17 protein-coding genes and 1 pseudogene are annotated in these 24,639 nt (G+C 70.2%); 13 read left to right on the plus strand and 5 right to left on the minus strand.

The window, feature by feature from the left end:
* Positions 1 to 1,030 (plus strand): alpha/beta hydrolase (locus AB0M67_RS30010; protein WP_365750541.1); only part of this gene is annotated, 1,030 nt, incomplete at its 5' end.
* Positions 1,031 to 1,175: 145 nt separating this feature from the next.
* Positions 1,176 to 4,564 (plus strand): annotated as a pseudogene (locus tag AB0M67_RS30015) (LamG-like jellyroll fold domain-containing protein).
* A 117-nt stretch (positions 4,565 to 4,681) separates the two neighbouring features.
* On the opposite strand, the gene AB0M67_RS30020 reads toward AB0M67_RS30015, so the two are convergent.
* The gene (locus tag AB0M67_RS30020) at positions 4,682 to 6,952 is read right to left on the minus strand and encodes an AbfB domain-containing protein (protein ID WP_365750729.1); all 2,271 of its coding nucleotides are present in this window, start codon (positions 6,950 to 6,952) and stop codon (positions 4,682 to 4,684) included.
* Positions 6,953 to 7,549: 597 nt separating this feature from the next.
* Here AB0M67_RS30020 and AB0M67_RS30025 point away from each other — a divergent pair.
* The 7 genes from AB0M67_RS30025 (at position 7,550) to AB0M67_RS30055 (ending at position 15,851) form a co-directional block, all read left to right on the plus strand.
* On the plus strand, positions 7,550 to 8,635 hold the full coding sequence (locus AB0M67_RS30025; protein WP_365750543.1) for an ABC transporter substrate-binding protein: 1,086 nt from the start codon (positions 7,550 to 7,552) through the stop codon (positions 8,633 to 8,635).
* Positions 8,636 to 8,782: 147 nt separating this feature from the next.
* Positions 8,783 to 10,411, plus strand: coding sequence for a sugar ABC transporter ATP-binding protein (locus AB0M67_RS30030; RefSeq protein ID WP_365750545.1), 1,629 nt, complete (start codon positions 8,783 to 8,785; stop codon positions 10,409 to 10,411).
* Positions 10,408 to 11,394, plus strand: a complete 987-nt coding sequence (locus AB0M67_RS30035) for an ABC transporter permease (RefSeq protein ID WP_365750547.1) — start codon at positions 10,408 to 10,410, stop codon at positions 11,392 to 11,394. The genes AB0M67_RS30030 and AB0M67_RS30035 overlap by 4 nt, the downstream gene beginning before the upstream one ends.
* Positions 11,391 to 12,452: an ABC transporter permease gene (locus AB0M67_RS30040; protein WP_365750548.1), complete on the plus strand. Its 1,062-nt coding sequence runs from the start codon at positions 11,391 to 11,393 to the stop codon at positions 12,450 to 12,452. The genes AB0M67_RS30035 and AB0M67_RS30040 overlap by 4 nt, the downstream gene beginning before the upstream one ends.
* Positions 12,453 to 12,553: 101 nt before the next feature.
* Complete coding sequence (locus tag AB0M67_RS30045) at positions 12,554 to 13,597, plus strand: LacI family DNA-binding transcriptional regulator (RefSeq protein WP_365750550.1); 1,044 nt, start codon at positions 12,554 to 12,556, stop codon at positions 13,595 to 13,597.
* 95 nt (positions 13,598 to 13,692) lie between these two features.
* Positions 13,693 to 14,793, plus strand: a complete 1,101-nt coding sequence (locus AB0M67_RS30050; protein WP_365750552.1) for an aldose epimerase family protein — start codon at positions 13,693 to 13,695, stop codon at positions 14,791 to 14,793.
* Positions 14,794 to 14,966: 173 nt separating this feature from the next.
* Positions 14,967 to 15,851 carry an NAD(P)-binding domain-containing protein gene (locus AB0M67_RS30055; protein WP_365750554.1) on the plus strand — a complete coding sequence of 295 codons (885 nt, stop codon included), beginning with the start codon at positions 14,967 to 14,969 and terminating at the stop codon, positions 15,849 to 15,851.
* 77 nt (positions 15,852 to 15,928) lie between these two features.
* Here AB0M67_RS30055 and AB0M67_RS30060 read toward each other — a convergent pair whose 3' ends face one another.
* Positions 15,929 to 16,675, minus strand: coding sequence for a class I SAM-dependent methyltransferase (locus AB0M67_RS30060; RefSeq protein WP_365750556.1), 747 nt, complete (start codon positions 16,673 to 16,675; stop codon positions 15,929 to 15,931).
* 129 nt (positions 16,676 to 16,804) lie between these two features.
* Between AB0M67_RS30060 and AB0M67_RS30065 the strand changes: the two genes are divergently transcribed.
* From AB0M67_RS30065 to AB0M67_RS30075, 3 genes are all read left to right on the plus strand, one after another.
* Positions 16,805 to 18,070: a glycosyltransferase family 4 protein gene (locus AB0M67_RS30065; RefSeq protein WP_365750558.1), complete on the plus strand. Its 1,266-nt coding sequence runs from the start codon at positions 16,805 to 16,807 to the stop codon at positions 18,068 to 18,070.
* A complete protein-coding gene (locus tag AB0M67_RS30070) occupies positions 18,067 to 18,972 on the plus strand; it encodes a hypothetical protein (RefSeq protein WP_365750560.1) in 906 nt (301 codons plus the stop codon). The genes AB0M67_RS30065 and AB0M67_RS30070 overlap by 4 nt, the downstream gene beginning before the upstream one ends.
* Positions 18,973 to 19,248: 276 nt before the next feature.
* The gene (locus tag AB0M67_RS30075) at positions 19,249 to 19,962 is read left to right on the plus strand and encodes a nucleoside/nucleotide kinase family protein (RefSeq protein ID WP_365750731.1); all 714 of its coding nucleotides are present in this window, start codon (positions 19,249 to 19,251) and stop codon (positions 19,960 to 19,962) included.
* 79 nt (positions 19,963 to 20,041) lie between these two features.
* Here AB0M67_RS30075 and AB0M67_RS30080 read toward each other — a convergent pair whose 3' ends face one another.
* The 3 genes from AB0M67_RS30080 to AB0M67_RS30090 all read right to left on the minus strand — a co-directional run bounded on the left by AB0M67_RS30080 (position 20,042) and on the right by AB0M67_RS30090 (position 23,496).
* The gene (locus tag AB0M67_RS30080) at positions 20,042 to 20,965 is read right to left on the minus strand and encodes an alpha/beta hydrolase (RefSeq protein WP_365750562.1); all 924 of its coding nucleotides are present in this window, start codon (positions 20,963 to 20,965) and stop codon (positions 20,042 to 20,044) included.
* 229 nt (positions 20,966 to 21,194) lie between these two features.
* Positions 21,195 to 22,184 carry an LLM class flavin-dependent oxidoreductase gene (locus tag AB0M67_RS30085; protein WP_365750564.1) on the minus strand — a complete coding sequence of 330 codons (990 nt, stop codon included), beginning with the start codon at positions 22,182 to 22,184 and terminating at the stop codon, positions 21,195 to 21,197.
* 103 nt (positions 22,185 to 22,287) lie between these two features.
* The gene (locus tag AB0M67_RS30090; RefSeq protein ID WP_365750566.1) at positions 22,288 to 23,496 is read right to left on the minus strand and encodes an MFS transporter; all 1,209 of its coding nucleotides are present in this window, start codon (positions 23,494 to 23,496) and stop codon (positions 22,288 to 22,290) included.
* Between the two features lie 169 nt (positions 23,497 to 23,665).
* Here AB0M67_RS30090 and AB0M67_RS30095 point away from each other — a divergent pair, with 169 nt between their 5' ends.
* Complete coding sequence (locus AB0M67_RS30095; protein ID WP_365750568.1) at positions 23,666 to 24,598, plus strand: UTP--glucose-1-phosphate uridylyltransferase; 933 nt, start codon at positions 23,666 to 23,668, stop codon at positions 24,596 to 24,598.
* Positions 24,599 to 24,639 lie beyond the last annotated feature (41 nt).

The following is a 24,639-nucleotide window of genomic DNA, read 5'->3' on the forward strand; positions in this document are numbered from 1 at the left end:
CCCCAGTACTGGACGTACTGGGGTGATCCCGACAACGCAGCGAGCGTGCGTGCCGGGCGTCGCAGGCCAGGCGGGACTTTCGCAACACGCCCTAGGCGGCCTCGGGATCCACTTCGCGCATGTACGGGCCGTCGCGCCGACCGGGCCCGTGCTGCCGCTGGTCCTCAGCCACGGCTGGCCGGACTCGTTCTGGCGCTATTCGAAGGTCATCCCACTCCTCACCGATCCCGGCGCGCACGGCGCCGACCCCGCCGACGCGTTCGACGTGGTCGTGCCCGACATGCCGGGCTACGGGTACTCGGACCGCCCCACCGGCCGGCCGCTCGACTCCATCGCCGTCGCGGGTCTGTGGGCCGAGCTCATGCACGGCCTCGGTTACGCGCGGTTCGGCGCGGCCGGCGGGGACATCGGCAGCCATGTGAGCCGCTACCTCGCGCTCGACTACCCGGATCGGGTCGTCGCCGTCCACCGCATGGACGGGGGGCTGCCCGTCCTCACCGGCGACCCGGCGGACCTCGCGCCCGAGGAGCGCGCCTGGTTCGAGGACGTCGCGGCCTGGGGCGCGACGGAGGGCGCCTACGGAGCCATCCACCGCACGAAGCCGGAGACCGCCGCCTTCGGGCTCACCGACTCGCCGGCCGGGCTCGCCGCCTGGATCGTCGAGAAGCTCCGGGCGTGGAGCGACTGCGACGGAGATGTCGAACGGAGCTTCACGAAGGACGAGATCCTCACGAACGTCACGCTCTACTGGCTCACCGGGACGATCGGCTCGTCGATGCGCATGTACCACGCGAACGCCGCGATTCCGCCCGAGCAACTCGCCCGCCGGGTCGAAGTGCCGTCCGGTTTCTCGCTCTTCCGCGGCGACATCGTCCGGCCGCCACGAGCGTGGCTCGAACGCATGGCGAATGTCGTGCGGGTGACCGAGCCCGCGCGCGGTGGGCACTTCGCGCCGTTCGAGGAGCCCGAGCTCTACGCGGCGGAACTGCGCGCGTTCTTCCGCCCTTTCCGGGCGGCGGCGATGGACTGAGGGCGCCGTCGAGAAGCGGACCGTCGCGTCCGTGGTGGCGTCCCCCCCCCGCGTGGATCCGGGCCGCACCCCGAGAACGCGGCTGCTTTCCATCGTTGAAAATGTGTCTGCACGACTGTTGTTATGTGTTTGGGGCTGTGGCTCAATGTTCGACTGTGTGCTGCCGCATCCCGCGGGTGCGAGGCACTTCTGTCCCTTCGACGAGGACGACGCCTTGAGACGACAACGACTTCGCCCCCGAACGCTGCTCCGAGCACTCGCGTGTGCCGCCGCGCTGCTGCTGCCCGTGGGCGCCACCCTGGTCCCGGCGGCCGCTGCCGCCCCGGCCGCCGGCGCCGCTTCCGCGACCGTGAACACCGCCACGCCCGTGACCGCCTCCACGCCCGTGACCGCCTTCGCGTCCGACGACCCGGCCACCGAGGTGCACGGTCTGAAGGGGGAGTACTTCCGTATGTCCGCGCCGGGCGCTCGCGACTTCGCCGAGCTCGGTGGCGTGGCACTGGACCCCGAGATCGACTTCCCCGGTCTCACCGGCACGTTCGAGTCCACGACCGGGCGCACCGAGCACACCACGGCCCGCTGGACGGGGCAGATCGAAGCCCCCGCGACCGGTGACTACACCTTCTCCGCGATCGGCGACAACGGGTTCAGGCTCTTCGTCGACGGTGAGGTCGTCATCGACCACTGGCAGCCCGACTGGGACGTTGAGCAGCACAGCGAGCCCATCGCGCTGACCGCGGGCGAACCCCGTGAATTCCGGCTGGAGATGTTCCAGGACACCGGCGGCGCCAACATGTTCCTCCGTTGGGCGGGCCAGGGCCTGAAGAAGCAGATCGTGCCGGAGGAGGCGTTCACACCGCCCGCCGACTTCGAGGTCTACCCGGTCGCGCTGAGCGTGGCCGAGGACGGCAGACGACTCCAGGCGACGTTCGACGACAAGGTCGGGAACACCGGCGGCGTCAAGGACCACCTCAAGATCGAGGCCGACACCTCACCGATGCCGGTGAAGTCGGTGGCCGGGCGGCCGGTAACCCCAAGGCCCTGATCGTCACGCTGGCCGCGCCGGTCCAGAAGGGACAGCGGGTCCGCTTCGGGTATGACGGTGCGGGAGGGCTGCGGGCAGGCGGGGAGACCGTCCCCGAGATCAGCCGTAGCGCCAAGAACCGGTCCACACTCCGGCTGACCACCACATGGGGCGACAAGCTGGACCGTAACCACCCGCTGCCGGAGTACCCCAGGCCGCAGCAGGTGCGCGATCAGTGGAAGAACCTCAACGGCCCCTGGGAGTTCGCCGGAGCCGCCGCGGGCGAGCGGCCGGCTTTCGGCAAGCGGCTCGACGAACGGATCTTCGTGCCGTTCCCGGTGGAGTCCCAGCTCTCGGGTCTTGAGCGGCACGAGGACCATATGTTCTACCGCAAGCTGGTCACCGTGCCCGAGAACTGGTCCATCGGCAAGGGCCGCGACGGCGGCAAGCGGCTGAGGCTCAACTTCGACGCCGTCGACTATCAGGCCGCCGTCTGGGTCAACGGCGAGAAGGTCGCCGAACACACCGGCGGCTACACCGGGTTCACCGCCGACATCACGGACGCCGTCAAGGGCACGGGTCCCCAGGAGATCATCGTCGCGGTCACCGATGTCACCGGACCGAATCAGCCGAAGGGCAAGCAGTCCACCAACCCGGGCGGGATCGTCTACACCCCGTCCTCCGGTATCTGGCAGACCGTCTGGATGGAGCCGGTCGCGCCCGCCGCGGTGGACTCCCTGACCACGACCCCCGATATCGACAAGGGCACCCTCGCGCTGACCGTCAACTCCGCCGACGCCTCGGCCGGTGCCCGGATCAAGGCCGTCGCCCGCGACACGAAGGGCAAGGTCGTCGGCACGGTCACCGGCCCGGCCAACCGCGCGCTGACCCTGCCGGTCAAGAACCCGCGCCTCTGGTCGCCGGACGACCCGTATCTCTATGACCTCCAGGTGAGCCTGACCGACGGCCGGTCCACCGACCGCGTCGACAGCTACTTCGGAATGCGTTCCCTCCGGGTCGAGAAGGTCGGCGGCTACCAGAAGCTCGTACTCAACGGGAAGCCGTTCTTCTCGCTCGCCATGCTGGACCAGGGCTTCTGGCCCGACGGGCTGTACACCCAGCCCAGCGACGCCGCGCTCACCTTCGACCTGAAGGCGCAGAAGGACCTGGGCTTCAACGCGGTACGCAAGCACATCAAGGTGGAGTCACCCCGCTGGTACTACCACGCCGACAGGCTCGGTCTGCTGGTGTGGCAGGACTTCGTCTCCAGCGACATCAACGGCGATCAGGGCAAGCAGGCGTTCCTGTCGCAGGGCAAGGAGATGATGAAGCAGCTGCACAACGCGCCCTCGATCGGCGGCTGGATCGTCTTCAACGAGGGCTGGGGCGAGTGGGACCGGGTCGAGACCGGGAAGATCACCGAGGCCGTCCAGGCCGATGACCCCTCCCGGGTCGTCAACGCCCACAGCGGGGTCAACTGCTGCTCGTCCAAGGGTGACTCGGGCAAGGGCGACATCATCGACCACCACGACTACCTGAACAACGACGCGCCGTTCCCCGACCACCGTGCCGCGATGGACGGTGAGCACGGCGGTTTCACGCTCCGTACCGCCGGACACATGTGGCCGGGCGCTCCCGCGGCGATCTACAGCGGGGTTCCGGACAAGGCCGCGCTGACGGCGAAGTATGTGGAGAACACCCGGACGTACTATCTCGCCGCGGCCGGCGCCGAACTGTCCGGCTCCGTCTACACCCAGGTCAGCGATCTGGAGAACGAGCTCAACGGGCTCTGGACCTACGACCGTCGTGAGATCAAGGTCGACCCGAAGAAGGTGCGGCAGATCAATCAGCAGGTCATCGCGGCCGGCGCGGCGGCGGGTGACCGCGACCGGCTGAAGGGCGGCGCCGCCTGGTCGCTGGACGAGAACAAGGGCACGACCGCCCGTGACAGCGGTCCCAACAAGGCGTCCCTGACCCTCGGCGAGGGCACCACCTGGGCGCCCGGCGTACGGGGCTCCGCGCTCAGGTTCAACGGCCAGGGGCAGTACGCCGAGACCCGCGGCCCCGTGGTCGACACCACCGGGAACTACTCGGTGTCCGCCTGGGCCACGCTCGACTCGCTTCCCGGCAACTACGCCACCGTGGTCAGCCAGGACGGCCGGCGGACGGAGAATCCCTTCTATCTCCAGTACGGCCAGGGCGCGTTCGCCTTCAGCACCCCCGGCGGTCACCGCGCCCGTCTGGAGATGAGGCCCGAGACCGGGAAGTGGTACCACCTCGTCGGTGTACGTGACGGCGACGACCTGAAGCTGTATGTCGACGGCACACTCGCGGCGACGGCCCCGGCCGGTCCCGCCGATGTCAGCACCGGGCCGCTCTCCGTCGGCCGCGCCCAGTGGAACGGCGGGAACGTCGACTTCTGGAACGGCTCGGTCGACCAGGTGAGGGTGTACGACAAGGCGCTCACCGCGGCGGAGGTGAGCACGCTCCACGACGGCGAACAGCCGTAACGCACGTCCGGCCAGGCGGCGACGGCCCCGCGGCGACGGCCCGGCGGCGGCCCGGCGGCGACGGTGCGGTCGCCGCCGGGCCGCCTCCGTGGACCTCATGGCCCGCGGAGGCTCGGATCAGGGTGCCCACGGGGCCTCCACCGCCCAGGTGGTGTCCTCGGTGAAGGTGGCCGGGTTGTCCCACGCGTGACCGCCGCCGGGAGTGGCCAGCCACACTTCGGAGTTGATGTGACGGATAAAGCTGCCGGGGAGGTTGGCGCTGGACAGGCGCACGCCGCCGGTGCCCGCGACCGTGCAGAAGGTGGCGTCCGCCTTGAAGAGGGCCGAGCCGTCGTCCGCGTCCCGCCGGATCCGGAAGTCCCGGTGCCGCAGATACTCGCCGGGGTAGTTGCGGGACTCGAAGGAATAGCAGTTGCTGTTGGCGAGACCGGTGACGACCTTCCAGGTCGCGTCGTTCTTGAGGAGCCCGTCGCTGCCGCCGTCGACGATCGCGGTGTGGGCGAGCTGCTCGTAGTGGCGCAGATACTTGTTGGTGTGGCCCGGGGTGGTGACCCGCAGCGACGTGTACTGCCCGGTGGGCAGGACGACCGGTGGGGCGGGTGTCCGCGAGGCCTGGATCAGCGCCTGGTTCGCCGCCTTGACCCGCGCGGCGTCGACCTTGACGACCTGGCGGTCGTACGTGAGCAGGCCGTTCACCTCGTTCTCGACGTCCGTGATCTCCGTATAGACCGACGCGGAGAGCCCCGCGGGGAGCTGACCGACGCGAATGCTGTCGAGCAGACCGACGAGGCGGTTGTCGAGGGCGGAGAGGCTCGGCTGATCCTCGTAACTGAAGCCGCCGCCCGGATACCACTCGTGCCCCGGCACCTTGTACCCGAGCCCGCCGAACTCGCCGAGGACGGCGGCCCGGGTGGCGGTGGGGGCGGTGTTGCCGGGACCGACGTAGATGTGGTTGTCGATCACATCCCCGTTGCCCCCGTCGACCGAGCCGCAGCAGTTGACCCCGCTCATGTTGTTGACCAGCCGGGACGGGTCGTATGCCATCACCTCGTCGGCGATCCTGGCCTGGTCGTACTGTCCCCAGCCCTCGTTCTGGTTGACCCACATGACCAGGGACGGAGAGCTGCGGTGCTGATCGATGATCGCGCGGTACTCGGCCTCCCACTGGGCGCGGGCCGCCGTGTCGGGGCTCTTCCCGGTGTCCATCGCCGGCATGTCCTGCCAGACCAGGAGCCCGAGCCGGTCCGCCCAGTAGAACCAGCGCTGGGACTCGACCTTGATGTGTTTGCGCACCATATTGAAGCCCAGGTCCTTGTGGGCCTGAAGGTCCGACCGCAGCGCGGCGTCGGTCGGCGCGGTGTAGATGCCGTCCGGCCAGTACCCCTGGTCCAGGGTGCCGGTCTGGAAGACGAACTTCCCGTTCAGCACCGGGCGCAGGACAGTGCCGACCTTCGCCGTGGCGATCGACCGCATCCCCGCGTAACCGCCGACCGAGTCGACGACCGTGGCACCGTCGAGCAGTTCGGCGCGTACGTCGTAGAGGAACGGGTCCTCCGGGCTCCAGAGCCGCGGATTCGCGAGGGATACGGAGATCTCCGCGCCCGTGGCGCCGGTCGCCGTACCGACCACGTTTCCGCCACTGGAGACCGTCACGCGGACACTCCGGCCGTTCGCCGCGGCGGCCCGCGCCGTCACCCGGAGTGTGCTGTCGCCCAGGTTCGGCGTCATGTCGAGACGGGTGATGTGGGCCGCGGCGACCGGTTCCAGCCAGACGGTCTGCCAGATGCCGGACGCCGCCGTGTAGAAGATGCCGCCGCCCGGATGCGGCTTCACGTCGTTGATCCGCTGCTTGCCCACCGCCTGGCCGCCGGTCTGGGTCGGGTCGTGGACGGAGACCACGACGGTGTTCGTACCGCCGTTCAGCCGGGGCGTGATGTCGTACGAGAACGCGTCGTACCCGCCCTTGTGCACCCCGACCTGGGTGCCGTTGACCCAGACGGTGGTCTGCCAGTCGGAGGCGCCGAAGTTGAGCTGGACCCGGCGACCCGTCCAGTCCGCGGGGACGGTGAACTCACGCTTGTACCAGAGCTTGTCGTTCTCGGTGATTCTGCGCTGAATACCGGAGAGGGCGGACTCGGCGACGAACGGGACCCGGATCCGGTCCGGGTACGTCGACGGCGGGCCGGCGTCACGGCCGGTCACCGCGAAGTCCCAGATGCCATTGAGATTGGCCCAGTCGGGGCGGGTGAGCTGGGGGCGCGGATACTCGGGCAGCGGATTGTCGACGGGCACCTGATCGGTCCAGGGCGTGGTCATCGGAGCGGGCTTCGGCGTCCAGGGCGCCGCCTGGGCGGGGGTCGTCGCGCCCCCCACCAGAGCGGTCGCCATCAGCGTCAGCATGGCGGTCGCGGCCGTCAGACGTCTCCACCACGGCCGGCGGCCGGGGATGGGCACACGCTTCATCGGTACGTCTCCTCCACGGATGACGCTCCCCGCGGCCGAACCGGCGTGGGGGAGCGGTGCGGGTGGTCGTGCGGCTCATTGCGTGGGTGTGTGTGGGGCAACTCCCTTGCAACGTTGGAGGATTGAGGGTCGGCGGTATGACAGCACGCCCTCGAACGAGTGTCCAGAGCCCTCGCGGAACCCGGCGCCCGCTGCCCGCCCCGCCGGAATCCCCCGGCCGGCGCGCGCGGCCGACACATTTTGGAAACGCATCGACAACTCTCTTGCCGCCTGCGCCGCAGCGCCTATATAACGTTGTAAACCGAGCCGCCGACAGGCAGCGCGGACTCTCACGACCGCCCTCGTCACCGCTGGTGGCCGGGCGTGAGGACGCGGCGTCAGCAAGCCCTGACGCGGCTGATGACCGTTCAGCGCCACCGCCCAGCGCCACCGTTCAGTGCCGCCCCCCGCCCCGTCCCTGCCTGCCCCAGCCCGACCGCACCCGACCGGAGTGCCGTCATCCCGCCAAGGAGCGTCCCGCGCATGATCAACCAGCGCCGATCCCGTACTCTCACCGTGGCCTGTGTGCTCGCCGCCACCGCCACGCTCGCCGTCGCCGGCTGCTCCAAGTCGGAGACCACCGACAACGCGGGCGGTGACAGCGGCCAGGGAGCCCAGGCGGCCAAGACCCCCGACACCACGTCCGGTTCGGGCTGCTCGCTGCAGACCTACGGCGCGCCGAAGCTGGACCTGAAGGACGCGGTGGTCGGCTTCTCCCAGTCGGAGAAGGAGGCCAACCCCTTCCGTATCGCCGAGACCCAGTCCATCAAGGACGAGGCGGCCAAGGTCGGCGTCAAGAAGCTGCTCACCACCAACGCGCAGTCGCAGCTCTCCAAGCAGATCAGCGACATCCAGGACATGCTGTCCCAGGGCGCCCAGTTCCTCATCGTCGCGCCGCTGAACTCGGACGGGCTGGAACCGGCACTCAAGGCGGCAGCGGCGAAGAAGGTGCCCGTCCTCACCATCGACCGCAAGGTCAACTCCACCGCCTGCAAGGACTATGTCGCCTTCCTCGGCTCCGACTTCGTGGAGCAGGGCAAGCGTGCCGCCGACGCGATGATCAAGGCGACCGGTGGCAGCGGCAAGGTCGCCATCCTGCTCGGCGCCTCCGGCAACAACGTCACCACGGACCGCACCAAGGGCTTCGTCGACCAGGTGAAGGCGAAGGCGCCCGGCCTCGAAATCGTCGCCCAGCAGACCGGCGAGTTCGCCCGGGACAAGGGCCAGCAGGTGATGGAACAGCTCATCCAGTCCAAGCCCGACATCACCGCCGTCTACGCGGAGAACGACGAGATGGGTCTCGGCGCGGTCACCGCGCTCAAGGCGGCCGGGAAGAAGCCGGGCAAGGACGTCAAGATCGTCTCGGTCGACGGCACCCGCAACGCCGTTCAGGCGCTGGTCGACGGGGAGTACAACGCGGTCATCGAGTCGAACCCGCGCTTCGGGCCGCTCGCCTTCGCCACCGCGCAGAAGTTCTACGCGGGCGAGGAGATCCCGGAGAACGTGATCATCGCGGACCGCGCGTACGACGAGTCCAACGCCAAGGCGTCCCTCGGCGGCGCGTTCTGACCCCTCCGCCGCCCGGCGAAGGGCACTGACTCCTTCGTCGCGCGGCGAGGAGCACTGACTGCTCCGTGCTACGGCCGCCGGGGCGCCCCACCCGCCACGGCGGTCCCGGGCCCACCCCCTTGGAACAGCGGAAGGCCAAGAAGACCCATGGCACCACCCGAAGCAGCGGCTCAGGCGCCGGAGGAGACCATCCCGCCGGCGGCCGACACCGTGCTCGAAGCCCACGCGGTGAGCAAGCGGTTCCCGGGCGTCGTCGCGCTCGACAACGTTTCCTTCTCCCTGCGCGCGGGCGAGACCCATGCCCTGGTGGGCGAGAACGGCGCCGGGAAGTCCACCCTCATCAAGGTTCTGACCGGCGTGTACCGGCCCGACGAGGGCGAGGTACGGATGACCGGTCAACAGGTACGGTTCGCCCGGCCGTTCGAAGCGCAGCAGGCGGGCATCTCCACCATCTACCAGGAGGTGAACCTCGTCCCGCTGATGAGCGTGGCGCGCAACATCTTCCTCGGCCGTGAGCCCAAGAACCGCTTCGGCCTCATCGACTTCGGCCGGATGCACCGCGAGACCACGGAACTGCTCGACGGCTTCGGTGTCCAGGTCGACCCGCGCCGACCGCTGCACACCCTGGGCATCGGCACCCAGCAGATGGTCGCGCTGGCCCGCGCCGTCTCCGTCAACGCGCGGGTGGTCGTCATGGACGAACCCACCTCCTCCCTGGAGCCGCGCGAGGTGGAGACCCTGTTCCGGGTCATCGCCGGCCTGCGCGCCCAGGGCATCGCCGTGATCTACGTCAGCCACCGTATGGACGAGCTCTACCGGATCTGCGACCGCGTCACCGTCCTGCGCGACGGCCGCCACATCCACACCGGCGACCTCGCGGAGCTGAACCGGATGCGGCTCGTCTCGATGATGCTCGGCCGTGACATGGCCGAGGTCCGACGCGACGGCGTGACCGGCTTCACCGCCGAGGGACATGACGCGGAGCGCACTCCCGTACTCACCGCCCACGGCCTCACCCGCCGCCACCAGCTCCAGGACGTCTCCCTGTCACTGTACGGCGGGGAGGTGCTCGGTCTCGGCGGCCTCCTGGGCTCCGGGCGCAGCGAGACGGCGAAGGCCCTGGCCGGAGCGCTGAGCCTGGACGCGGGCGAACTCACCGTCGGTGGCCGCAAGCTGCGCCGGCTGACCTCCGCGGGCGCGATCCGGGCGGGCATCAGTCTGCTGCCCGAGGACCGCAAGGCGGAGGGAATCATCCCCGGCCTCTCGGTGCGCGAGAACATCGTGCTCGCCGCCATGCCCCGTCTCTCCCGCGCCGGAGTGGTCTCGCGGCGCAAGCAGGACCGCGTGGTCGAGATCTTCATGAAGCGGCTGCGGATCAAGGCCGCCGGTCCCGAACAGAAGGTCGGCGAACTCTCCGGCGGCAACCAGCAGAAGGTCCTGCTGGCCCGCTGGCTCTGTCTGGAGCCCAAGGTCCTCCTGCTCGACGAACCGACGCGGGGCATCGACGTCGGCGCCAAGGCCGAGGTCCAGGGCCTGATCGACGAACTCGCCCGCGAGGGCCTGGCCGTGCTGCTGATCTCCTCGGACATCGAGGAACTCATCGAGGGCGCCGACCGGATCGTCGTCCTGCGCGGCGGGGCCGTCGCGGGCGAACTGTCCGGCGACGACGTGGGCGAGAGCCAGCTGCTCGAAGTGCTCGCCGACCACGCGCCGATGCCCGAAGGGAGGGCCCCGGCCGCACAGAAGGCCCCGGCCGCACAGGAGGACCCGCGATGACCCAGGCCACTCTCACCCCCACCCCCACCCCCACCCCGGCGCGCCCCCTGGCCCGGCTCCGTGACCCCGCCTGGTACCAGGAGTACGGCGTGTACGCGGCCGTGGCGGTGCTCCTGGTCTTCAACGCGCTGTTCACCGAGCACTTCATGACCGCCGACAATCTGCGCACCCAGCTCGTCCAGGTCGCGCCCATCGTGATCGTCGCGCTGGGCATGGCGCTCGTCATCGGCACCGAGGGCATCGATCTGTCGGTCGGCTCGACCATGGCGCTCGCCGCCGCCCTGCTCCCGCTCTATCTCGGATACGGGCTCGTGCCGGGGCTCGTCGTGGCCCTGCTCGCGGGAGCCGTCGTCGGTGCTGTCAACGGCACACTGGTCTCACTGATCGGGCTGCAGCCCATCGTCGCCACCCTGGCCCTGTTCGTCGGCGGCCGGGGCATCGCCCTGGTCATGGCCGACGGACAGCTCAAGCAGATCATCAACCCCGACGTCCTCGCGCTCGGCACCGGATCCTTCCTCGGTGTCCCGCTGGTGGTGCTGATCGCGGGGGTGCTCGCCGTCGCCGTCGCCTTCCTCGTACGGCGCACCACCTTCGGCCGTCAGATCGTCGCCGTCGGCGGCAACCGGTCGGCCGCCTCTCTTGCGGGACTGCCGGTCAAACGCGTCCTGATGGGTGTGTACATACTCTGCGGGGTGCTCGCGGCCCTGGCGGGAATCCTCGCCACGGCCAGGCTGACGGCGAGCGACCCGTCCTCGCTCGGCACCCTCATGGAGCTCTCCGCCATCACGGCGGTCGTGGTCGGCGGAACCCCGCTGAACGGCGGCTCCGTCCGGGTCCTTGGCACCGTGGCCGGCGCCCTGCTGATGCAGCTGCTGCGCGCCACCCTCGTCAAGCACGACCTGCCCGACTCCACCGCACAGATCGCCCAGGCGGCCATCATCATCGCCGCCGTCTACGTCGCCCGGGAGCGTCGGTCCCGATGAACGAAACCACACCCGCCCTGCGTGCTCCCGCCCCGGCGCCGAAGAAGACCCCCGCGCCGGCCGGCGGCGGGACTCCCCGCGACATGCCCGCCGCCGAGACGCCCCTCACACAGCGTCTCGCCGAGCTGGTGCAGCGTCAGGGCGTCCTCGCGGTCCTTCTCACGGTCATCCTCGTCGCCTCGTTCGTCTACCCGACGTTCGCCACCCTCGACAACGCCCGCGGCGTGACCGTCCAGGCGTCGTTCCTCGCCGTGGTCGCCCTCGGCATGACCATGGTCATCATCACCGGCGGCATCGACCTGTCGGTCGGATCGGTGTTCGCGCTCGGGGGTGTGCTCGCGGCCTGGGCCTCGCAATGGGGCTTCTTCACGGCGCTGCTGGTGCCCCTGGTGGTGTGCGGGGCGATCGGGCTGCTGAACGGCTTCCTCATCGCCCGCGCCGGAATGGCCCCCTTCATCGTCACGCTCGCCACGCTGCTCGCGGCCCGCGGTCTGCTTCTCGCCCTCACGGACGAGGGCGCCACCACCTATCTGGTGCCCAAGGACTCCGCGTTCGCCGAGCTGGGGCAGGGCGGCGTCGGGGGCTTCGGTTATCCCCTCCTGATCGCCCTGGCGCTGTTCGGGGCGGGCGGACTGCTGCTGCAACGGACCTCGTTCGGGCAGTCGCTGTTCGCGGTCGGCGGCAGCGGTGACGCGGCCACGCTGATGGGGCTGCCCGTCGCCCGTACCAAGATCCTGGTCTACACGCTCAGCGGGCTGCTGGCGGGACTCGCCGGCGCGCTGAACGCGGCCAGGCTGTCGTCGGGCGTCACCATCGTCGGCGTCGGCATGGAACTCGACGCCATCTCCGCCGTCGTCATCGGCGGCACGCTCCTCGTCGGCGGCGCCGGCTCGGTCAGCGGCACGCTCTGGGGCGTCCTGCTGCTGGCCGTCATCCAGAACCTGATCAACCAGATCGGCTCGCTCAACTCCTCGTACCAGTCGGTGGTGAGCGGCGGCTTCCTTATCGTTGTCGTCGTGGCACAGCGCTATCTGGCGCGCAGCCGCAGAACCACCTGAACCACGCCGGGTTCCGCGTGGCCGTCCGGCCACCGGGACCCGGCCACCCCAGGTCCCCGGACCTCACCGGGGCCGGGTTCCCTGTCGAGTCAAGGAGTGCCGTGAGCGTCAGCCTCAAGGACGTTGCGCAACGGGCGGGCGTGTCCATCAAGACCGTGTCGAACGTGGTCAACAACTATCAGCACGTCACACCCCAGATGCGTGCCAAAGTGCAGCGGGCCATCGACGAGCTGGGCTACCGGCCCAACCTCACCGCACGCCATCTGCGCAAGGGGCGCACCGGCATCATCGCCCTGGCCGTACCCGAGTTCGGCAACCCGTACTTCGCCGAGCTGGCCGGCGCGGTCGTCGACGCCGCGGCCCGGCACGACTACACCGTGCTGGTCGACCACACCGGCGGGCTGCGCGAGAACGAGCTGCTGGTCTGCCAGGGCTTCCGTTCGCATGTGATCGACGGACTCATCCTCAGCCCGATCCATCTGGAGACCGAGGACCTCATGGCGCGCTCCGAGACCGCGCCCCTGGTCCTGCTGGGGGAGCGCGAGTACGAGGCGCCGTACGACCACATCGCCATCGACAACGTCACGGCGGCCCGCGCGGCCGTACGGCACCTCCTCGACCACGGCCACCGGCGTATCGCCTTCCTCGGCTCACGCACCGGCCGCGAACGCCAGCCCGCGCATCTGCGGCTGCGCGGCTGGCGCGAGGAACTGGCCGTCGAGGGCATCGCGCCCGACGAGAGCCTGGTGATCGTCACCGACGGCTACGGACGGGAGGACGGCGCCGCCGCGATGGCCGCGCTCCTCGACCGCGGGGAGCGGCCGGACGCCGTCTTCGCCTACAACGACCTCATCGCCATCGGCGCGATGCGCACGCTCACCGAACGCGGTCTGAGCATCCCCGCGGATGTCGCCGTCGTCGGCTTCGACGACATCGAGGAGAGCCGGTACGGCGCCACCACACTCACCACCATCGCCCCGGACAAGGAGGCCATCGCCCGGCTCGCCGTCGACAGTCTCGTCGAACGGCTCTCGGGCGAGCCGGTGGCCGAACCCCGCAGGCCCCGCCCCGGCTACCGCCTGGTCGTCCGCGAATCGACCGCGTCCCGAAGGACCCCGGACCCGGGGAAGGCGGGACAGGTCTGAAACGCGGCGGCGGAACCCCGGGGCGTGTCCGTACGCGCCGCGTCCCGGGCGGCCCACACCCCTCCCCGCCATCCGTTTCGTCGCAAGGATCCCCGATGCCCACCCCCACCGTGCACAGCAGGCCGTTCGGCACCGCTCCCGGGCGGTCGGAGGTCGATCTCTGGACGCTCGACTCCGGATCCGGAGTCAGGGCCGAGATCCTGACCTACGGCGGCATCCTGCACCGGCTCATGGTGCCCGACACCGCGGGGAACGCCGCGTCGGTCGTCCGGTCGCTCGCCTCCCTCGACGACTACACGGGGAAGAACCCCTACTTCGGGGCGCTCATCGGCCGGTACGCGAACCGCATCGCGCACGGCCGCTTCACCGTGGACGGCGCGGTGCACCAGATCCCCGCCAACGACCGAGGCCACGCGCTGCACGGCGGTCCCGGCGGCTTCCACACCAGGGTGTGGACGGCGGCGGCCCACCGTACGGATCACACCGCGGCGCTCCGGCTCACACTGCACAGCGCCGACGGCGACATGGGATTCCCCGGCGCGCTCGATGTCACCGTGACGTACACGCTCGACACCGAAGGCACCCTCGCCCTCGACTACACGGCGACCACCGACCGTCCCACGGTCGTCAACCTCACCAACCACGCCTACTTCGACCTCACCGACAGCGGTGACATCCTCGGCCACGCCCTTCAGGTGGACGCCGACGAGTATCTGCCGGTCGACGAGGAGGGCATCCCGCGCGGCCCCGCCGTACCCGTCCGGCACACCCCGTTCGACCTCACCGTTCCGCGGACGCTGGGGGACCGGATCGGCCTGCCCGACGAACAGCTCCGGTCGGCGGGGGGTTTCGACCACTGCTGGGTCCTGCGGGAAGCGGAACCGGGACGCGCCGGAGCCCCGCGCCGGGCCGCCCGTCTCGCCGCCCCCGGTGAGGCGAGGGTCATGGAGATATGGACCACGGAACCCGGTATCCAGGTCTACACCGCCAACCAACTCGACGGCACCCTCGTCGATCCCGTCGGCCGGCTCCACGAACGGTACGGCGCGGTCTGTCTGGAGACCCAGCACCTGCCCGACTCGCCGAACCGTCCCGGTCATCCCTCGACGCTGCTGCGCCCTGACGAAGTGGCTTCCAGCAGAACCGAGTTGAGGTTCCCGCATCTCGGGCGGGAGCGGGGCGACGGCGAGGGCTGAGCGGTACCGCCGGACGGTGACGCCGGCGTCCGGTCTCGCACACTCACACTCTGTGGCGTGGTCCGCGTGCCGCCACTCCATTGGATAGAGCGATCGTTCCAGAGTCCTGCTACCTTGTTCTGGATAGATCGATCGTTCTAGTTCAACCCGTGAAGAACCAAGGAGAGTTCCGGATGAGCAGCCGGATGAGCAAGCAGTCGGTAACGGTCATCGGTCTGGGCCCGATGGGCCGGGCGATGGTGGACACCTTTCTGGAGAACGGCCACGAGGTGACCGTATGGAATCGGACCGCGAGCAAGGCCGAGGCGCTGGTGGCCAAGGGCGCCATACCGGCTCACACCGTCGAGGACGCGCTCGCCGCCAATGAACTGATCGTGCTCAGCCTGACGGACTATGACGCGGTGTACGCGATCCTCGAACCGGTGGCGGCTTCCCTCGCCGGCAAGGTCATCGCCAACCTCAGCTCGGACACCCCCGACAAGGCCCGGGAGGTGGCCACTTGGGCGGCCGGGCACGGCGCGAAGCATCTCACCGGCGGGGTGCAGGTGCCGCCCCCGCTGATCGGGAAGCCCGGATCGTCCACGTACTACAGCGGTCCTCGCGATGTCTTCGAGGCTCACGAGGACACCCTGAGGGTCCTCACCGACGCGGACTACCGGGGCGAGGACGCCGGCCTCGCGGCCATGTACTACCAGGCCCAGATGACCATCTTCTGGACCACCATGCTCAGTTACTACCAGACCCTCGCGCTGGGGCGGGCCAATGGTGTCTCGGCGAAGGAGCTCCTGCCGTACGCCACGATGATGACGTCGATGATGCCGCACTTCCTGGAGTTGTACGCCGAGCACGTGGACTCCGCGACGTACCCCGGCGACGTGGACCGTCTGGCGATGGGCGCGGCCAGTGTCGACCACGTCCTGCACACCCACAGGGACGCGGGAGTCAGCACCGTACTGCCGGCGGCGGTCGCCGAGATCTTCCACGCCGGGATGGCCGAGGGCTTCGCCGAGAACAGCTTCTCCAGTCTGATCGAGGTGCTCAAGCGGCCCTCGGCCTGAGCCGTCGGGCGGGGACCGGGGGCCCGCCCTCGGTCCCCACCCCGCGAGCGGTTGCGAGCACCGACTCGGCATCGCGGTCAGCCGGCGGGTTTCTCCCAGACCGATACGTGCCGGCCGCTCTCGTTCGTGAAGGGTTGCCGCGTCCAGCCGTCCCACCGCTCGCGCAGCCGCAGCCCGGCGAGCTGAGCCATCAGATCGAGTTCCGCGGGCCACACGTACCGGAAAGGGGCCGACCTGTACTCGCCACGCCCGTCGACGACCTCGATGTAGTTCGAACTCATGGCCTGGGTGGCCACGTCGTAGGCGTCGAATGCCCACCGCGTCGGACTCACATGGAAGGGCACGATGTTCTGCCCGGCGGGGAGCTTTCGCAGCTCGGGGACCATGACCTCGATGACGAAGCACCCCCCGGGCGCCAGCTGGGCCGCGGCGTTGCGGAAACACGCCACCTGCGCCGCCTGTGTCGTCAGGTTCATGATCGTGTTGTAGACCAGATACACGACGGAGAACGTTCCCGCCACCCTCGTCGTCGCGAAGTCGCCGATCGTCACGCCGATCGCGTCGCCACCCGGTTTGGCGCCGAGCCGGGCGACCATCGCCCGTGACATATCGATGCCGTGGACCGGAACTCCACGGCGTGCCAGCGGCAACGCGACGCGCCCCGTCCCAATGCCCAGCTCAAGCGCCGGGCCACCGTCCGCCAGCTCCGCCAGAACATCGACCGTCGCGGCCACGACGCTCGGCTCGAACATCTCCCCCGACGACTCGTCGTACGTCGCCGCGACGCTCTCTCCGAAGTAGCCGTCCCCATCGTCATCGTCCATCGCCAGACCATACTGCGGGACCGGTTCACGCGGGTGCGTGTACGGATCTTTGGACACGGAATCGATGCGGTTGTCTCAAGACCGCGTAACGGGTGGAACGCCACGGTGAACAACGTGGTCCGAACATTCATGAAGATTTCTTTACTCATTCACAACGCCTACGGGATCGGGGGGACCATCACCACGACGTACAACTTGGCCGGTGCGCTGGCCGAGCGGCACGAGGTGGAAATCGTCTCCGTGTTCCGGCACCGGGAGAGCCCGAACCTGACACCGGACCCACGAATACGGTTGCGCCCGCTCGTTGACCTGCGACATGAGAAGGAACATCCGCTGCAGCTGAGCCCGGCGAAGGTGTTCCCCTCCTACGAGTACCGCTACGGCCAGTACAGCGCGCTCACCGACGAGCGGATCGAGGAGTTCCTGGGGGCGACGGACGCCGATGTCGTGGTGGGCACGCGGCCGGGCCTCAATGTGCACATCGCTCTCCAGGCCCGGGCCGGGACCGTACGGGTGGGGCAGGAACACCTCACCCTGGACAACCACCCGCCGAGACTGCGCCGCGTACTGCGCCGGGCCTATCCGCGCCTGGACGCCTTGACCACTGTGACCCATGCCGACGCCGCCGCGTACCGCAAGAAGATGTGGCTGCCGGGCGTCCGGGTGGAAGCGCTGCCCAACAGCGTCCCCGACCCGTCGCTCCCGCCCTCGGACGGCACCGCCCCCGTTGTGGTGGCCGCGGGCCGGTTGGTCCCGGTGAAGCGGTACGACCTGCTTATCGAGGCATTCGCGGCGGTGGTGGCCGAACGGCCCGACTGGCAGCTGCGCGTGTACGGCGGAGGTGAGGAGCACGACCGGCTGAGACGGCTCATCGAGGAACTCGGCCTGTACGACAACGTTTTCCTGATGGGTACCGCGAGCCCGATGGAGGCCGAGTGGGCCAAGGGCTCGATCGCCGCCGCGACCTCGAACTTCGAGCCCTTCGGCATGACGATCGTCGAGGCGATGCGCTGCGGTCTCCCCGTCGTCAGCACCGACTGCCCGCACGGCCCGGGCGAGATCATCGCGGACGGCGCGGACGGCCGGCTGGTGCCCGTCGGCGACCGCGAGGCCCTTTCGGCCGCTCTGCTCGACCTCGTACGCGACGACGAGACGCGCCGCCGGATGGGGCGTACCGCGCTGAAGAACTCCGAACGGTACGGCCCCGGGCCGATCGTGGCACAGGCCGAGGCGCTGTTCGACGCGCTGGTGTCGGCGAGGCGGGCCGGACGCCCGGCCGCCGCGCGCACCGCGGGCATTGACCGCGCTCTGGTGACCGGCGGCTACGCGGCCCGGGACGCCGCCTACTCGGCGGCCGGCACCATCCTCAAGACCGTACGGAAGGCGAAGCGATGAGCCCGGACCGCGACGGAGACCCGCGCGACGGAGACCCGCGCGACGAGAACGCGCGGGCCGGGAACGCGCGGGCCGAGAGCCCGCGCCCTCGCGCCGACTGCACGGTGGACGGGGAGAACCGCCTCACCGTACGGCTCACCGCCCCGGACACGCCGGAGGCCCCGGCCTCCCGGCCCCAACTGCTGCTGCGCCTGCGCCCGCCGAAAGGACAGCCCGAACAGGTCAGGCGGGTGTTCGACCTGGAACCGGCGCCCGGCCAGGACCGCTGGCAGGCCACCATCGAACCGGCGCCCGCCTTCGCGGAGGGCCGGTGGGACGCCTATGTCCTCCCCTCGCCCGGCGCACCGCGCCGACGGCTCCTCCCCGGCGTCCGTGATCTACGGGCCCTGGTGACGGGCCGCGCGCCCGAGGGGACTTCCTCACCCCTGGCGGTCCTGGTCCCGTACGCCACGCTGGACGGTTACTTCGCCGTACGCGCCTGGCTGCGCCCCACACACGCGGAAGCGGACCGTATCCGTGTCGCCGACGGCGCGATGACGGTACGCGGCCGGCTCTTCGGCACCGAACTGGGCGCCGGAGCGGCGGCGTTGCTGCGCCGCCGGGGTAAGGGCGGCATCGCACGGGAGGTGGAGCTGACCGCGGAGGGCGGCCACGCCTTCTCCCTCACCGTCGGCTACCGGGATCTGCTGAGCACACCGGGCGTCGATGCGGGCCCGGCGGTGTGGGACGTGTTCGTACGCCCGTCCGCGGACGCGCGCCCGGTGCGGACGGCTCGGCTCCTCGATGACCTCGCCGACCGCAAGAGGGTGTTCGTGTATCCGGCCACGGCACTCGATGGTCTGAACGCGCGCCCGTACTACACGGTCGACAATGAGCTGTCGGTGGAGATCAAGGAAGGCTGACCGGACGCGAGTGCGGGGGGCTTTCGGCCGCCCCCGCACACCGCCCTGACGCACGGGTCACTCCGGATGCCCCGGGACTTGTTGCCTACGATGAGGGAGGCCGCCCGCGCGCCGGAACGGCCACCGGCCCTCGCTCCCCTCACTCCCCTCGTACCGCCGCTCAACCCCGCTCCCTCCACGTTCATTCACCACCGCGCCGGGTCACCTCGCGCATGACCGTCTGAGAGTCATCACATGAAAGCCACCGCCGTCCCCCAACCCTGGAGCGCCGAGGAGATGACCCTCTCCGCACTGCGCGACCGAGCAGGCGCTCTCGCGGAATCCGGGCGGCGGGCGATTCTGGGGATCGTCGGGGCGCCCGGTTCGGGAAAGTCGACCCTGGCTGCCCACTTGGCCGCCGCACTCGGCCAGGACACGGCCGTTGTGGTGCCCATGGACGGCTTCCATCTGGCCAACGGCGAGCTGGACCGGCTGGGCCGCCGACAGCGGAAAGGCGCACCGGACACCTTCGACGCGGCGGGCTACGCGGCGCTTCTCCGCCGGCTGCGCGATCAGGCGGAGGAGTGTGTGTACGCCCCCCGGTTCCACCGCGAGTTCGAGGAAGCCGTCGCCGGCGCCATCCCCGTACCGGCGGAGGTGCCCCTGGTCATCACCGAGGGCAACTATCTGCTGCTCGACCAGGGCCCTTGGGCGGGCGTCAAAGCACTCCTCGACGAGGCGTGGTACGTCGCCACCGATGAGGAGACCCGGCTGAACCAGCTCATCCAACGGCACGTGGCCTACGGCAAACCCTTCGCCGAGGCCCGCGCGTGGTCTCTCGGCAGCGACCAGCGCAACGCCGATCTTGTCGTGGCCACCGCGCACCGAGCCGATCTGGTGCTCGCCCCGCCGCCTCTCGACCCGAGCCCGATGGAGCGGGTGGCGACCGGCCGGGCGCCGGACCGCACGGAGCCCGGCTCCTCCGCCGACAACCGTCCCCCGGACGCGTAACCCCGATTCCGGGCGCCCGGGCGGCGCTACGGGACACCGCCCGCGGCCCTGGGTACGCCCGCCCTCTGTACGCCGGTCCCTACTGGTTCTTGGCCAGGTGGGTCCGGAAGAAGTCCGTCAGCCGGGTGACGGCGTCGCCGACATAGGGCTCCTTGTCGTAGAGGTCCACATGGCTGGCGCCGGCCACCCAGTGCAGTTCCTTGGGACCCCGGGCGTTCTGGAAGGCTTCGACGCTCATCCAGGAGGTGACGGCCTCGCGGCCGACGATGAGCAGCAGGGGGCGCGGGGCGATCAGGCCGACGAAGCGGAACCCGTCGAAGAAGGCCATACGGTCGACGCTGGACCAGGTGAAGGACCGCGCCGAGCGTGGGTGCTGGGCGCGGGGGGTGCGGTAGTAGTCGAATCCCTCCACGCCGTGCTCGCCGCCCGCGGCGTCCGCCTCCTCGGCGGTGTCGGGGAAGAGCGGGAAGGCCGGGACGCCCTCACCACGGGCCTCGGCGGTGCGGGAGGCCGCGGCCACGTCAAGCATGGTCCGGAAAGCGGCCGGGTCCTGGGTGCCGTCGGCGCCCTCGCGGAACTGGCGCGCGATGTCGACGGCGGAGACGGTGCCGACGGCCTTGACGCGGTGATCGGACGCGGTCGCGGTCAGCGCGTATCCGCCGGAGGCGCAGATGCCCAGTGCCCCGATGCGCTCGGAGTCGACCTCCTCACGAGTGGTGAGGAAGGAGACCGCGGCCTTGATGTCCTCGACCCGGTGGGCCGGGTCCTCCAGACCACGCGGCTCGCCCTCGCTCTCTCCCTGGTAGGCGGCGTCGAAGGCGAGGGTGACGAAACCCTGGTCGGCCAGGCGCCGCGCGTAAAGGCCGGCGGTCTGCTCCTTCACCCCGCTACCGGGGTGGCCGACGACGATCGCCGGGCGCGGGCCGCGGGCCTCGTCGTCCGGTGTGTAGAGGTGTCCGGCGATCGTGATACCGGCGCTGGGGAAGCTGACGTTGGTCCTCACGGTGGTGCTCCAAGTCGCGTGAAAGGCGGGAGCGGGCTCGCGGTGGGGCGGGCTCCGGTGGCCGCCTTGCTCGCGGCCACACATCAACGGTGAGGTCGGCGGTCCGGGGGTGCCAGGGACGGTGTTGCCCAGGGAGGCCAGTACCAGGCTCATCGTCGGCCCGGACGTGGATGCGCCGCGGCCGAGCCCTGCCGGAGCAGCGTTTCGACCCGGCCACGGCGCGCACCGGTCAGCGCCGGCTGAGGACGCGGGCGAGCTGGGTGAGCGCGGCCGTCCTGTCGGCCTCGACCGGCGAGAGGACGACGCTGGTGGCTCCCGCCCGATACCGGGCGGCAACGCGTTCGCGGACCTGGTCGGGTGTTCCGGCGAGGGCCAGCTCGGCGACCCACTCCGCCGGCATGGTGGCGGCGAACTCCTCCGGTCCCGCGCACTGTCGGCGGTGCCGGGCGAGCTCGTCGGCGAACGGCAGTGCGGCCAGGTGCGGCGCCCAGTCGGGCTCCCCGATCCACGTCAGGCCCGCACGCGCCCGCTCCAGGGCGGCGCCGGAGTCGTCGTCGACCACGGCGACGTCATAGGCGATCACCTCGACACCTTCCGCGCCCGGAGTCGTGCCCATGTGGCCGAGGGCCGCGGCGATATACGCGGGCGGGGACGGCTCGGACAGCAGGACACCGTCGGCGACCCGTCCGGCGACCTCCAGCGACTTGGGGCCCCGCACACCGAGCACGACCGGCGGAACGAGGTCCGGGGTCTCGCCGATGACAACGTCCTGGGTCGTCACGTACCGGCCGTTCACGGGCCCCGGCTCACCACGCAGCAGTGCGCGGACCGCGGTGGCGTATTCACCGATGAAGGTGAGCGGGCTGGCCGGCCACGCTCCCAACTGGCGCATCCACACCGGCATGCCGTGCCCGATCCCCGCGATCAGCCGTCCCGGAAAGAGCTGCGCCAGGGTCGCCAACTCCATCGCGGCGAAGGCGGGGTTGCGCGCGCCGGCGGGCATGATGCCGATGCCGACGACGATGCGTTCGGTGGCGGCCAGCACCGCACCGGCCTGGGCGACCCCGCCGCGGAAGCCGAGATCCTCGACCACCCACAGTTCGTCGAAGCCGAGCTCCTCCGCCCGGCGTGCGAAGGGCAGCACCTCCGCGGCCGGCAGATCGCGGGGGAGCATGACACCCACGCGCTCGCGGGGGAGTGGTGTGTTCGGCACAGTCATGAAAGGCAGCCTTTCCTCGGGACGTGCGGTCGCTCGGCGGGACCGCACGGGTGGACGTTCTTCGGTCGGATCGATCCTCAAGGGACATGGCCCACGGTGCCGGTCACCGGAGCCGCTTTCGCAGCACACCGGCGAGCAGTACGACGAGCAGCCCGGCGATGGGGACGACCAGCAGGCCCACGCGCAGACTGGTCGCGTCAGCGATCAGTCCTACGACCGGCGGGGAGAACAGGAAGCCCAGGCGCATGAGCCAGGAGACGATGGTCAGCCCGGACCCCGGGCTGAGGCCGGGCAACTCGTCCGCCTCGTGCATCGCGGCGGGTACCAGTGTGGCCACTCCGAGCCCGGCGGTGGCGAATCCGAGAATCGTCCCGGGCACCGTCGGAACGGCCAGCGCCAGGCCCATACCCGCCGCGGCGACGAGACCGCCGACGCGCGCCACGGCGCGCTGCCCGAACCGGTCGACGAGCCGGTCGCCGATGAGACGCCCGATGAACTGGGCGCCCACGAGAGCGATGTATCCCGAAGCCGCCAACGCGACCGACGCCTCCAGCGAGTCCGACAGATAGACAGCGGCCCACGAGCTACCCGCGTCCTCCACCAGTGCGCCCGCCGTGGCGATCAACACCAGAGCGCCCAGCACGAAAAGGGTCCGCGGTCCTCTTCCGGAGGCTTCCTTCCGCCGCGCGTCAGGAGCATCGTCGACGGAGTCCCCGGCCGGTTCGGTCTCCTGGCCGGGCAGACAGAACCTCGAAGCGGCGAGCGCGGCGACCGCGAACACGACCGCCGAGATCCCCAGATGCACTCCCCGCGACAGGCCTAGCGCGATGGCGCCGGCGGCCATCGCCCCGCCGGTGACGGCGCCGATGGACCAGATGGCATGGAAGGAGTTGATGATGGAACGCCCGTAACGGCGCTGGACCCGAAGGCCGTGTTCGTTCTGGGCGACATCGGTGATCGCGTCCATCGCCCCCGCCAGGAACAGCGCGCCGGCGAACGCCGACACCGAAGCGGTCAGCCCCGCCGCCAGAATCCAGGCCCCGGTCAGGATGGTGCCGGTCACCGCCACCCACGCCGAGCCGAACCGGCGAATGAGCACCCCGGCCGCGAGCCCGGCCACGATCGCGCCGGTCGGGAACGCCGCGACCGCCAGCCCGTAGGCGGCGTTGCCCATCCCGAGTTCGGCCTTGATCTGGGGAAAGCGCGGCAGGAGATTGGCGAACAACGCGCCGTTGGTGAAGAACAGCACGCTCACCGCCACACGGGCCTGCCGTTCTGTCAGACCCGGCCGTGTCGGCATAACAAGACTCATGCGCAGGAGCCTATAGCCAAAGCGTACGAACGTACACTCCTGGTGGGACAGTCATCCCCGCACGCTCCGTGACCGTGCGCACGACCTCTTTCAGGGGCAGTCGCGCACGTTGGTAGCGTCGACGTGAGCCGTGCCGGCCGGTGCGGATCCGTTCGACCGAGAGAGACTGATGTCCCCGACGATCCGCAGGGCCGTGATCCCCGCCGCCGGACTGGGTTCCCGTCTGCTGCCCCTGACCAAGGCCACTCCCAAGGAAATGCTGCCGGTCGGCGACAAGCCGGTGATCGAGCACACCGTGCGCGAGCTGGTGAACTCCGGCATCACCGACATCACCATCGTCGTCTCCGGCGGCAAGAGCCTGATCCAGGACCATTTCCGGCCCAACCCCGCGCTCTGCGCGCAGCTGCGGGAAGACGGGAAGGCGGGATACGCGGACGCGGTGGAAGAGGTCGCCGAGCTGGCCCGTCGCGGCCACATCACCTATCTCGACCAGCACGGTCCGTACGGCAACGGCACCCCCGTACTGAACGCCGCCCGCTCCTTCGGGGACGAGCCGGTGCTGGTGCTGTGGCCCGACGACGTGTTCGTGGCCGAGGTGCCCCGGGCCCAGCAGCTGATCCGCGCCCATGAGCAGACCGGCTGTCCGGTACTGGCCCTCATGCCGATGGACCCCGACGACTCCCAGCGCTACGGCGTGCCGATCGTCAAGGAAGACCTCGACGACGGCCTGCTGCGCATCACCGGCCTGGTCGAGAAGCCCAAACCGGCCGACGCGCCGTCCTCGTACGCGGCCATCGGCGGCTATGTGATCACCCCCGGCATCATCGACGAACTGCGCGAGCAGACCCGCCTCTGGTACGACCGGCGGGAGGGCGAGATCTATCTGACCGACGCGATCAACGCCTACGCGGCCAGCCGTGCCGTGTACGGGCAGGTCATCTCCGGCCGCTGGTACGACACCGGCAACCCGGCCGACTACCTCGTCGCCCAGATGGCCTTCGCCCTCTCCCACCCCGAGTACGGGCCAGTCCTGCGGGGGCTGGTGAACGAACTCGACGGCGACCGTCCCGGCGCGGCGGCGGACATCACCGCGACGCTCTGATCCACCGCTCCCCTGTCCCCTTCGGTGGTGCGGCGGTCCCC

It is taken from the genome of Streptomyces sp. NPDC051662 (assembly GCF_040681655.1).
Taxonomy (GTDB): domain Bacteria; phylum Actinomycetota; class Actinomycetes; order Streptomycetales; family Streptomycetaceae; genus Streptomyces.